The 12736-nt window shown below is 36.7% G+C and carries 8 protein-coding genes; all 8 read left to right on the top strand.

The genetic code is table 11. The features are described from left to right. Position 1 precedes the first annotated feature (1 nt). The 8 genes from serA to gltB all read left to right on the top strand — a co-directional run bounded on the left by serA (position 2) and on the right by gltB (position 12735). On the top strand, positions 2-1591 hold the full coding sequence (gene serA / locus NITER_RS05070) for a phosphoglycerate dehydrogenase (RefSeq protein ID WP_084276582.1): 1590 nt from the start codon (positions 2-4) through the stop codon (positions 1589-1591). Between the two features lie 91 nt (positions 1592-1682). After that, complete coding sequence (locus NITER_RS05065; RefSeq protein WP_084275567.1) at positions 1683-3101, top strand: TolC family protein; 1419 nt, start codon at positions 1683-1685, stop codon at positions 3099-3101. Next, positions 3102-3893 (top strand): efflux RND transporter periplasmic adaptor subunit, encoded by a 792-nt coding sequence (locus NITER_RS05060; RefSeq protein WP_084275568.1) that lies wholly within the window; start codon positions 3102-3104, stop codon positions 3891-3893. Positions 3894-3902: 9 nt separating this feature from the next. After that, a complete protein-coding gene (locus NITER_RS05055) occupies positions 3903-5540 on the top strand; it encodes an efflux RND transporter permease subunit (protein ID WP_084275569.1) in 1638 nt (545 codons plus the stop codon). Further along, the gene (locus NITER_RS05050) at positions 5537-7240 is read left to right on the top strand and encodes an efflux RND transporter permease subunit (RefSeq protein ID WP_084275570.1); all 1704 of its coding nucleotides are present in this window, start codon (positions 5537-5539) and stop codon (positions 7238-7240) included. Before NITER_RS05055 ends, NITER_RS05050 begins: the two co-directional genes overlap by 4 nt. Then, on the top strand, positions 7237-7440 hold the full coding sequence (locus tag NITER_RS05045; protein WP_197685361.1) for a DUF2905 family protein: 204 nt from the start codon (positions 7237-7239) through the stop codon (positions 7438-7440). The genes NITER_RS05050 and NITER_RS05045 overlap by 4 nt, the downstream gene beginning before the upstream one ends. A gap of 26 nt (positions 7441-7466) precedes the next feature. Then, positions 7467-8033, top strand: coding sequence for an elongation factor P (gene efp, locus NITER_RS05040; protein WP_084275572.1), 567 nt, complete (start codon positions 7467-7469; stop codon positions 8031-8033). Between the two features lie 277 nt (positions 8034-8310). Further along, positions 8311-12735, top strand: a complete 4425-nt coding sequence (gene gltB, locus NITER_RS05035; protein ID WP_084275573.1) for a glutamate synthase large subunit — start codon at positions 8311-8313, stop codon at positions 12733-12735. The last annotated feature ends 1 nt before the right edge of the window (position 12736 follow it).

Genomic DNA, 12736 nt, shown 5'->3' with positions numbered 1-12736 from the left:
AATGCACAAACGAAAGATAGTTGTATGTGATCATTTGCATAAAAAGGCTGAAGAGATTCTTGCAAAAGAGCAAGATATAGAATATGTCAACGCAGCAGATGTACCAAAAGGTGGTCCTCTTTATGAGAAGATAAAAGACGCTGATGTCATCATTACACGAAGCTCTACCCCGGTCGATAAAGAGCTTTTGGAGCATGCAAAAAATCTTAAAGCGATAGTTCGAGCAGGAGTCGGGGTAGATAATGTAGATATGGAAGAGTGTAGTAGACGCGGGATCATTGTCATGAATGTTCCTACTGCGAACACAATTGCAGCAGTTGAGCTCACTTTTGCACATATGCTTAGCTGTATGCGAGCTTTTCCGTATGCACATAATCAACTAAAACTTGAGCGCATTTGGAAGCGAGAAGCTTGGATAGGGAATGAGCTCAAAGGTAAAAAGTTAGGAATTATCGGTTTTGGTAATATTGGAAGCAGAGTGGGAAAACGCGCTTTAGCTTTTGAGATGGAAGTTATCACGTACGATCCTTATATTTCACCAGAAAAAGCAACAAATCTTGGTGTAAAATATACCACAGATTTCAATGATATTTTAGCATGTGATATTATTACTATACACACACCAAAAACAAAAGAGACGATCAATATGATTGATCGTGAAGAGATCGCAAAGATGAAGGATGGTGTGATCCTTATCAATTGTGCAAGGGGTGGCCTTTATAACGAAGATGCTCTCTATGAGGGATTGAAAAGTGGGAAAATCAAATTTGCTGGAATTGATGTTTTTGCGAAGGAGCCTGCAACTGACAATAAACTCTTAGAGCTTGATAATGTTACAGTTACACCACATCTTGGTGCAAATACTGAAGAGTCACAAGAAAAGATTGCTATTGGAGCTGCAACGCAAGCACTTGAAGCAGCTAGAGGCATCAGCTATCCAAATGCTTTAAATCTTCCAATCAAAGAAGATGAGATGCCTCCTTTTGTAAAGCCATATCTGGAATTAACGCAAAAGATGGGTTTTTTGGCTGCACAAGTAAATAAGGGTGCATATAAATCTATTAAAGTCATTGCTGAAGGTGAAATTGGAGAGTATATAAAATCTCTTATTACTTTTGCAGTAGTTGGTGTACTTAAAGAATCTTTAGGTGAGACAATCAATTATGTCAATGCAGAATTTGTGGCTAAAGAGCGTGGGATTGAGATACTTAGCAAAAAAAATCCTGAAACAAGTGGTTATAAAAATAAAGTAACAGTAAAACTCACTACTGATAGAGACATCATAGAAATAAGTGGAACGATTTTTGAAGAGAATGTACAAAGAATCGTTGATATTAATCATTTTGCCCTTGATGTAGAGCCAAAAGGGAAAATGATCCTTTTTAAAAATACCGATGTGCCAGGTGTCATTGGAGAGGTCGGTATGATTTTAGCTAAACATAATATTAATATTGCAGATTTTCGGTTAGGGCGCGATAATCATGGACTGGCTTTGGCGGTGATAATTGTTGATGATGATGTAAGTAAAGATGTACTCAAAGAGCTTGCAGACCTCAAAGCTTGCCTCTCTGTCTCCTACGCAATTTTATAAGCAGGGGTTCCTGCTTATATGAGTTAATATTTCACTAAGTTATAACTTTATATAATCTTGTCAATAATTTTTTTCAATCTCTGGAGGGATTATGAAAAAGCTTTTGCTACTTACATTAACCATAGGACTGCTTTTTGCTAAAGTCGAAAACCTTAAATTAGATGAAGCAATTGCAATACTCAAAAAAAACAACAGTAATATCAAAATTGCTCAATTTGAGGAAAAAATAGCAAAATTCAATACGAAAATTGCTCAAAGCTATAATTACGGATCTCTAAACCTTGTTTTTAATGCATTGCGTAGTAATGATGCGGGAAATGTCTTTGGATTTAAACTCCAATCAAGAGAAGCTACTTTTAGAGATTTTGGATTTAAAGACTTTTTAGGTGGTGTCTCTCAAGCCCTTAGCATGGCAAATGGTAATTTTGCTACATTTTCGCAGATGATGGCAAATCCTCAAATGCAAAATATGCTCTTAGATACTGCACCAAATGATCTCAACAATCCTGATGCAAGGAACCATTTTCAAACAAAACTACAGTATATGATACCTCTTTATACTGGAATGAAACTGACAATGTATAAAAAGATATCCAAAGAGATGGAGAGAATGAAACATCTCGAAGCTAAAAAAATTGTCAATGAGATGGTTTTTGCAACGAAGAAAACTTTTTATGATATTACTCTTGTAGAAAATTACATTAAAAATCTTGAGATACTGAAATCGAATATGGATAAACTAGAAAATATTATTAAAAATTTTAAACAAGAGGGATATGCGAAAAAGACAGATGTATTAGAGGTTCAAGCAAAAAAAGCAGAAGTTCTTAGTTACCTTAATCAAGCAAAACTCAATAGGGAACTTGCATACCAATATCTCAGTTTTCTCATCGGAGAAGATGTTGCAAGTATTGTGCATGTAAGTGAACTTGCACCTCTTCCAAAAGAAGATACTCATAATCTCGTACAAAAAGCAATTGACTATAAAAGAGCAAAGCTTGGGAAAAAGATGATGGGAATGAATGTAAGATTGCAAAAGAGTGGTTATTATCCGATGATTGGTGCATTTGGTGAGTATGGAAGCAGTGATGATAAACCTTTTAATGACTTTTTTGATAAAGATTTTTACACTGTAGGTGCGCAGCTTAAATGGAATCTCTTTAGTGGTGGAAAAACAAAAGCAGAAGTTGAACAGGCTAAAATTAAATATCTCAAAGTCAATGAGCAGTTGAGTTTGGCAAAGAGGGGACTCGCTCTTAAAATTAATCAGATTAAAACTGCTGTTAAAAGTAAAGATTATGATGTTAAAGCACAAAGCAAGCAGTATGCATTGGCAAAAGAGATCTACAGAATGTATGTGGAAAAATATAAAGAGGGTTTGAGTAAAATAAGTGATGTACTCATTAAGCATTCTGAAGAGATTCAAGTACTGCTTAAACTTCTCAAAACAAAAACTGAGCGCAACGAAAAAGTTTTTGAACTAGAGAGTCTTTTGGATAAAGGAGAATAGATGAAAAATATTGTATTTGCGATGCTTTTTGCATTATCACTCTATGCAGAAGGATTGAGTCTTTCAGGAACTGTGATAAGTGATGATACCAAAATGCTTGGTACTCGCTATATGGGATTTGTAAAAAAGGTTTATAAGCATGAGGGTGACTGGGTAAAAAAGGGCGAGGTGCTCTATGTAATTGATTCAAAAGAGATTGATTTAGCAAAATCGCAAGTTGAACTTATGATTTCTCAAGCAAGACTTGCTATTGCAATGAATAATAATATGTATATGTTTGCAAAAACAAATTACGAGCGCCATAAGAGACTCTTTGCAAAAGGTATGGTCTCAAAATTTGAACTAGAACGCATGGAACTTATGTATAAGAATACAAAAGATATGGTACAGATTGCAAAAAAACAGCTCCAAATGGCTAAAGCGAAACTCGCAGAAGTGTTGCATCAATATGAATATCTCAAAATCAAAGCGCCTAATGATGGTGTAATTATTCAAAATAATGTAAAAGAGGGACAACTCACTATTCCTGGATATCCTGGAATGATACTTACAACACTCGATAATCTTAAAGTAATGGCTGAGATTAGCGAAAGTAATCTCAAAAATGTAAAGATTGGACAAAAAGTAGCTGTGTATATTCCTTCTCTAGCTTTTGAGGCTGAAGGGAGAGTGACCTCTATCATTCCTGCAGCAAATCCTATGACGCATAAATTTAAAATAAAAGTCTCATTCAAAAATCCTAACAAAGCTACTATCATTCCTGGAATGTATGCAAAGCTAGATTTTAAATAGGGGTAGGCTATGAGTAATGAGATAAAATGCCACTATGAACCAAAAGATATTGCAGGAAAACTTGCAAAAACCTTTTTACATAACCCCTTGACTGCCCTCCTTGCTGTTTTTGTATTGGCAGTAGGATACCTATCGCTTGAGATAATGCCTCGAGAAGAGGATCCACAAATAGCAATTAGTGGTGGTACAGTGATTGTACCTATGCCTGGCGCTACACCTAAAGAGATTGAAAATGTTATTGTAAAACCTTTAGAAGAGAAGATTCGAGAGATCAGTGGAGTTGAATATATTTATGGAATAGCAAAAGAGAATGTAGGAATTGTGAATGTACAGTACTACATCGGGCAAAATAGAGAGATATCTAATCTCAAGCTCTATGACAAAGTAATGCAAAATATGAATTTACTTCCAAAAAATGCGATGCAACCGCTTGTCAAACCTTTTGATATTGATATCGATATACCTATTTTGACTTTTGCTTTTTATAAACGTGACAAAGCCTTGAGTGATGCAGAATTTTTTAAAGTCATAAAAGATATCCAGTATAAAATTAACCGCATAAAAAATGTCTCAAAAACAAATCTCAAAGGTGCGCATAAAAGGCAGTTTAATATTTTAGTTGATCTCAATAAACTAACAGGCTTTCATCTCTCTTTAGGGCAGATTATGCAAGCGGTAAGCTCTGTTGCGAAAGAGGTACCGGAGGTAAAAAATAGGACCAAAGATAAAAAAATTGTCATTTTTGGAGTACCTAATGCAATAGAGAGCATAGAAGATGTAAAAAACATCATGGTCGCTAACTATATGGGATCGCCTATATATGTAAAAGATATTGCAAAAGTAGAAGATGGTATAGATATTCAAAACTTCAAAGAAGCTGGAATCTGGACAAAAAAATTGGGTACAAAGCCTCAATATACATTAGAAGTGAGTAAACTTAAGGGAACAAATGCAGTTTTTGTTGCTAATGATGTTTTAGCACTCATGAAAGATCTCAAGCCATATCTTGAGCATAAAGGCATTGGATATGTCTTGACAAGGGATTATGGAAAACGTGCAAATGATGCGGTAAATGAGCTTGTTGACCATCTTCTTATTACCATTGCTATTATTGCTGTGATGTTAGTGTTTTTCCTTGGTTGGAAAGAGGCACTCATCGTTACCTTTACTGTACCTGCTATTTTAGCAATCACTCTTTTTATAGCCTATATCACTGGGCAGACAATTAACAGAATTACACTCTTTGCATTTTTACTCTCATTGGGACTATTGGTTGATGCTGCAATTATTGTTATAGAAAATATTCATAGACATTTACACGAGCATGATGCAGTGGATAAGGATATGGATACCATTTTGGTAGAAGCGACAGATGAGATAGGTGCACCTACAAATGTGGCAACTATTGCGATTATTATGACTATGATTCCTATGGCTTTTGTAGGTGGTATGATGGGTGAATTTATGAAGCCAATTCCACTTAATGTTCCTGTTGCACTTTTGGCTTCACTTCTCATTGCTTATATTTTTACGCCATATCTTTCCAAAAAGATGCTCAAAAAACCACACATGCATCATCACCATCACCATTTTCAAAAAGAGGAGAAACTTCCAAAAGAGTGTGATATAGATGGAGGCAAGCAGTGAAAAAGTTTGAAAAGTTCATTTACAATATATTAGAGCATAAATGGAAGAAATTCTTCGTCATCCTCCTTGTTTTAGTTGCTCTAGCTGGCTCAATTGCTATGATTCCTACAAAAATCGTGTGGGTAAAAATGTTGCCAGGAAAAAGTGCAAATACCTTTAGTGTCTATATTGATCTTCCTACAGGATCTTCAAAAGAGCAGACAAAAGAGGTAACAGAATGTGTTATAGATATTTTAAAAGATGAAAAAGAGGTAACAGATATAGAGAGTTTCATTGGTATGGGTGCACCTCTTGATTATGCTGGGCTCGTAAAGGGGAGTGCGTTTAAAAATAGTGAAAACGTTGCTGAAATTGTAGTTAATCTTACTGATAAACATGAGCGTGAAGAACGTAGCTACAATATGGTACACCGTTTGCGACCAATTATTCAAAAAAAGTGTGAGTCGCTTGTAAAACAAACCTCTATTAAACTTATTGAGCAGCCAGCTGGCCCCCCAACTTTAGCATCTATTGTTGCAGAGATTTATACACCAAATGAGAAAACGAGAAGAGATTTTGCTCAAAAAGTTGCAAATATTTTCAAAAACACTCCAGGGCTTGTTGATGTAGATATAATGGAAGATGAGCTTTACAAAAAGTTTCATCTCAAACCAAATATCGACAAGATTCAAAAGAGTGGTCTTGCAGTAGAGCAGGTACAAAAGATACTCTATCTTGCATTTGAAGGGATGGGCGTTGGCGTAAAAAATAGCGAAAACTACCCTTCTCAAATAGAGCTCTTTTTGCGTTTGAGCGATAGTACAAGAAGATTTGATGATAAATCTTTAGAGGCTGTCAAGAAAAAACTTGCTTCTTTTGAGTTGATGAATCAAAAAGGAATGATGGTACCACTTACTGAAGTAGTTGATATTGTTGAAGCGACAAATGAGCCTACTATTATGCATAAAAACCTCAGACGCTATACAAATGTAATTGCTGAAACAGATCTTGTCTCGCAAGTCTATCCTCTTTTGGAAGCGAGAGAGACAATAATGAAAGAGTTTGCGAAAGATTATGAGATCCAAAAGACTGATTATCTCTTTAACCTTCGCTTCATCGATAAAAAAACAGGTGAGGTAATAGATCTCAAGTGGGATGGAGAGATGAAAGTTACCCTCGATACTTTTAGAGATTTGGGACTCGCTTTTATCGCTGCTCTCATTCTCATTTATCTGCTTATAGTTGTTTATTATAAGAGCTATACTCTCTCCAATATTGTTATGGCTGGAAGTTTCCTCTCCATTATTGGAGTGATTGTTGGACACTGGGTTGCAGATCTTGTAACACGAGATACCTTTTTCCTCACTGCAACTTCTCTTATTGGATTTATCGCTCTTATGGGAATTAGTTCACGTAACTCCATATTACTTATCGATTTTGCAAAAGCATTGATGATAGAAAAACATATTCCTAAAAGAAGAGCAATTGCGATTGCAACTGCAACGAGGGCACGCCCAATTATGCTTACTGCTATTGCTATTATTTTAGGTTCGGCACTTTTAGCTAGCGATCCTATTTTTGGGGGACTTGGTGTTGCACTCATTGGTGGTACAGTTGCTGCTGTTGTAGTTTCACTTCTTTTTATTCCGGTGCTCATGGATAATGCAAAAGCGATGGATTTCACTGATGAGCAGACAAGAAGTGAAGAGGAATTTAAATAGTGGATTTTGGAAAGGTCTTAATATTTATAGGAATAACCCTTATCGTTGTTGGTCTCTTTATACAATTTATCGGGCGCTTGCCCGGTGATATCTATATCAAGAAAGATAATTTTACTTTCTATTTTCCTATTACTACCTCGATAGTACTGAGCATTGTTCTATCACTGCTTTTATATCTCTTTTCAAGATTTTTTCGATAAAATTGCAAAAAATTTGAGGAGTAAACATGGCATATAGTATGAACGATCTAAAAAAAGGACTACGCATAGAGCTTGGTGGAGTACCTTACAGAATTGTAGAGTATCAGCATGTGAAGCCTGGTAAAGGTGCAGCGTATGTGCGTACTAAAATTAAGTCGTTAATAGATGGAAGAGTTTTGGAAAAGACTTTTCATGCAGGAGATAAGGCAGAAAAGCCAGATTTAGAAGAAAAAGAGATGCAATATCTCTATGATGATGGCGAAAATATGCATTTTATGGATACTTCTACATATGAGCAGATAGCTTTGACACATGATCAAGTAGGAGATGACAATATCAAATATATGAAAGATGGAATGAATGTGAAGATTCTCTTTCATAATGGTAAAGCGATTTCAGTAGAAATTCCACAAGTAGTTGAACTTGAAGTGACTGAAACAGCTCCAGCCTTTAAAGGTGATACTGCTACAGGTGGCCGCAAACCTGCAACGCTTGAGACAGGCGCTGTTGTCCAAGTACCTTTCCATATTCTCACCGGTGATGTAATCAAAGTTGATACGATCGAAGGTAAATATCTAGAAAAAGTAAAGTAATCCAAACGAAAGTTTGGATTACTGCTTCTTCCTTCTTCTAAATATTTATATTTTCAAACATTTTCCTTTTATGTAGAAAAATAGTTGTTTGCACTACTATGAAACTTCACATTTGTAGCTTGCAGTTTTATTTCTCTTCGTATCAATATTATTGAAGTTTGTCTATATTTCCCTCTTTTAAGTAGCTTCTAACGAATCAAAAAGTATAATAATTCACTTATATACAAAAAATAGGTTTAAAGTTTGTTGAAATTACTTCTAAACCGAAAGGGTTGATATGGATCTTCTAACAAGTTACAAAGATAATTGTGGATTTGGGTTACTAGCAAGCATCGATAATAGACCGTCTCATCAAAATGTTAACGATGCAATCAAATCTCTTGAGCGCATGATGCACCGTGGTGCAATTGCAGCAGATGGCAAGAGTGGAGACGGAAGTGGTCTTCTCTTTTCTATGCCACACAAATTTTTTAGAAAAATAGCTGAAAAAGAGGATTTTGTCCTTCCGCAAACCTATGCTGTTGCTATGGTGTTTTATAAAAATGAAGAGAATTTAGAAGTTTTTAAAGAGTTTTGTCTTAAAAATGATTTACGTATCTTATATATCCGCAATGTACCAATTAATACCGATGCACTTGGGGAACTAGCCAAACAGACACTCCCTAATATTGTACAGATTTTTGTAGCACCAAACTCACTGATTGCTACAAAAAGATTTGATGCGCTTTTGTATCTTACACGAAGAGAGATAGAAAAGGCGCTAGTTGAAGATGAAGATTTTTACATTCCAAGTTTTTCACGTACGACAATTGCCTACAAAGGCCTCGTTATGCCTACATATATTAAGACTTTCTATCCAGATTTGCAAGATGAGGATTTTGAAGCAAGTTTTGCACTTTTTCACCAAAGATTTTCAACCAACACACTACCAAAATGGAAGCTTGCACAGCCTTTTCGTATGATTGCCCATAACGGTGAGATTAACTCTGTTACTGCCAATAGATATAATGTATATGCAAAGTGTGAATCGCTAAAGAGTGAAATATTTAGCGATGAAGAGTTGCAAAAGATTCTTCCACCACTAGAACCTGAAGCGAGCGATAGTAAGAGTCTAGATAATTTTTTTGAGTTTTTAATCGTTAATGGTGTAGAGTTTTTCAAAGCTGCCAGAGCCCTCATTCCTGCTCCATGGCAAAATGCTCCTCACATGGATGCAGAGCTACGAGCATTTTATGAGTATACAAGTACATGTTTTGAAGCGTGGGATGGTCCTGCAGCTGTGAGTCTTACAGATGGGCGCTACATTGGATGTGTGCTCGATCGAAATGGATTGCGTCCAGCAAAATATATCATCACAAAAGACAAACGCCTCATAATTGCAAGCGAATATGGAATTTTGGGAGTACCTGAAGAGAATATTATAGAGCGTGGAAGACTGCAAAGTGGAGAGATGATTGCGCTCGACCTTAAATATGGAGTTATTCTCAAAAATGAAGATATTAATGATTATCTCAAAAACTCTAATCCATACAGCGAATGGCTCAATGAAAATATGGTCTATTTGCAAGAGCATATCGAAACACCATTTAGCAATATTGATGAGTATAAAATTGATGATATTATCCATAAACAGCGCTACTACCATATTACGCATGAATTGATAGAGCAAGTGATTGAACCAATGATAAAAGAGGGTAAAGAGGCTGTAGGAAGCATGGGTGATGATACGCCTATGGCAGCTTTTAGCTCAAAACAGCGTAATTTTACCGATTTTTTTAAGCAAAAATTTGCTCAAGTAACTAATCCGCCAATAGATCCTATTCGTGAAAAGATAGTAATGAGCCTCAATACAGGTTTTGGAGAGATTCACAATATTTTAGATGAAGATCCCGATCATGCCATAAGACTCAAAGCTGTCTCTCCAATTCTTATTAAAGAGAAAATGGATGTGTTGCTCTCGTATGGGGATCCAAAACATCCACGCTACAAAGAGTGTTTTAAAAATAGATTTTTCTCTACTGCTTTTGAAAAAGACCTCAAAGCGTCATTAGAGAGTTTAACAGATGAGGTTATTAGAAGCGTAAAAGAAGAGGGCGTGCGTATTATTATGCTCGATGATAGAGAGCTTAGCCCTCATAAGAAGACAATACCCATGGCGATGCTTATAGGACGCTTAAATAAAAAGCTCCTTGATGCAGGTGTACGCCATCTTGTTTCAATTGTGGCAATTACAGGTGAAGTGCATGATTCTCATTCAGCTGCTGTAATGATTGCATATGGTGCAAGTGCGGTTTATCCGTATCTTCTCTTTGCAACAGTCTATGAAAGACTCAAGAAACAGGATTTAAGTCCTTTTGAGTTGAGAAACAGATTTAAAAATGTTATCAATGCTCTCAATGGTGGATTTTTGAAAATTATGTCTAAAATGGGGATCTCTACTATTGCTTCATACAGAAACTCTGCCCTCTTTGATGTTTTAGGACTGAGCGAAGAGATGGTGCAAGAGTGCTTTGCTGGAAGCCATTGCCTTGTGCATGGTCTTGATTATGAAGATATTGAGAAGAGATTGGATGAGTACCATAAAAACGCATATGAGATAGATCTTGAAAAACATATCTTTCCACTCGATTTAGGAGGATACTATAAGTATATTGATGGGAGTGAGTATCACGATTTTAATCCAAATGTAGTCAATAAGATACATGAAGTCTCTATCACAGGTAATTGGGATGATTATAAAGAGCTAAAAAATATGATAGAGGGGAGAGAATTTAAATTCATTCGCGACTTTTTTGAATTTCAAAGTGATAGAAAACCTGTTTCCCTTGATGAAGTAGAGCCAGTTGAAAATATTTTTAAACGCTTCGATTCTGCTGCAATGAGTCTTGGTTCTATCAGTCCTGAAGCACATGAGTGTATAGCTGAAGCAATGAATAGAATCGGCGCAAAGAGTAACTCTGGCGAGGGCGGCGAAGATGAGAGCCGTTTTGGAACAATCAAAAATTCAAAAATTAAACAGGTAGCTAGTGGCCGTTTTGGTGTTACTCCAGCCTATTTGCGCAGTGCTGAAGAGATTCAGATAAAAATAGCACAAGGTGCAAAACCTGGTGAGGGTGGACAGCTTCCAGGACATAAAGTAACAGCTCTCATTGCTAAACTTCGCCATACTATGCCGGGAGTCACACTTATTTCTCCTCCGCCACACCATGATATCTACTCTATCGAAGATCTTGCACAGCTTATTTTTGATCTCAAGCAGGTCAATCCTGATGCAAAAGTAGCAGTAAAACTTGTTTCAACTGCTGGAGTGGGAACGATTGCAACAGGTGTTGCAAAAGCGTATGCTGATAAGATAATTATTAGTGGTGGAGATGGAGGTACAGGTGCTGCGCCTCTCACATCTATAAAATTTGCAGGAAACCCATGGGAGCTAGGACTCACAGAAGCGCACAATGCTCTTAAAGCTAACCATTTGCGAGAATTTGTAGAGCTCCAAACTGATGGTGGGCTCAAAACTGGACTTGATATTGTAAAAGCAGCAATTATGGGAGCAGAGAGCTACGCATTTGGTACAGGAGTGCTTACAATTATTGGATGTAAAATTTTGCGTGTGTGCCATCTCAATAGATGTACCGTGGGAATTGCAACGCAAAATGAGTTTTTGCGTGAGCACTATGTAGGCACTGTTGATAGACTTATTAACTATTTTACACTCATTGCTGAAGATGTGCGCAAAATTTTGGCTGAGCTTGGCTATACAAAACTTGAAGATGTGATTGGGCGAACAGATCTTTTGAAAGTGGTTGACAATGAGTTTGCTAAGAAGTTTGATTTTAGCTCTGTGTTGATGCGCCTTGATGGCGTTGATACGTGCCAAGTGCCATCAAATGAGCCTTTTGATAGTAACGAGTTTGAAAAAGAGATCCTCAAAGAGGTCTATCCAGCTATTGAAAATCCAAAGCAAAGCATTATTATTAATAAAAAGATCTGCAATGTGAATAGAAGTTTTGGTGCACGTATTAGCGGAGAGATTGCAAAATATTATGGGGATGCTGGCCTCAAAGAGGATGCTATTCGCATCAATCTTGAAGGGGTTGCAGGACAGAGCCTCGGTGCATTTCTCATTAATGGTGTTACTATCAATGTGACAGGAGCTGCGAACGACTATGTGGGCAAAGGAATGCATGGGGGTAAAATCATAATTACCTCTAAATATCCGCAGCAACGATTTAGTCTTGCTGGAAATACCTGCCTCTATGGTGCAACAGGTGGAACGCTCTTTGTAGCTGGTGAAGTGGGTGAGAGATTTGCAGTACGTAACTCCGGTGCTCTTGCAGTAGTAGAAGGTACTGGGGATCATGCCTGTGAATATATGACAGGTGGTATTGTAGTAATACTTGGAAAGACCGGAATAAACTTTGGTGCAGGTATGACAGGGGGACTAGCATTTGTTTACGATGAAGATCATACATTTATTGAAAAAATCAACCAAGAGTTGATTGAAGCAAGACGTATAGACATAGATGAGTTTGACGAAGCGCGTCACTATCTTAAAAAACTCTTGCAATCATACTATGATGAGACAGGCAGCCAAAAAGCAAAAGAGATTTTGGATAATTTTAGAATGGAGATTAGAGACTTTTGGATGGTACGACCGAAGGAATTAAGAAAAGTTCCTTTGAACCTAGAGGAAGGGGAATAAT

The sequence above is a fragment of the Nitratiruptor tergarcus DSM 16512 genome, from assembly GCF_027946175.1.
Taxonomy (GTDB): Bacteria; Campylobacterota; Campylobacteria; order Campylobacterales; family Nitratiruptoraceae; genus Nitratiruptor; species Nitratiruptor tergarcus.
This window is presented reverse-complemented; position numbering and strand designations above follow the sequence as displayed.

What these genes read in the sequence shown, in the direction of transcription:
- serA (WP_084276582.1), top strand. Translation starts at nt 2, where the DNA reads ATGCACAAACGAAAGATAGTTGTATGTGATCATTTGCATAAAAAGGCT.
- NITER_RS05065 (WP_084275567.1), top strand. Translation starts at nt 1,683, where the DNA reads ATGAAAAAGCTTTTGCTACTTACATTAACCATAGGACTGCTTTTTGCT.
- NITER_RS05060 (WP_084275568.1), top strand. Translation starts at nt 3,102, where the DNA reads ATGAAAAATATTGTATTTGCGATGCTTTTTGCATTATCACTCTATGCA.
- NITER_RS05055 (WP_084275569.1), top strand. Translation starts at nt 3,903, where the DNA reads ATGAGTAATGAGATAAAATGCCACTATGAACCAAAAGATATTGCAGGA.
- efp (WP_084275572.1), top strand. Translation starts at nt 7,467, where the DNA reads ATGGCATATAGTATGAACGATCTAAAAAAAGGACTACGCATAGAGCTT.
- gltB (WP_084275573.1), top strand. Translation starts at nt 8,311, where the DNA reads ATGGATCTTCTAACAAGTTACAAAGATAATTGTGGATTTGGGTTACTA.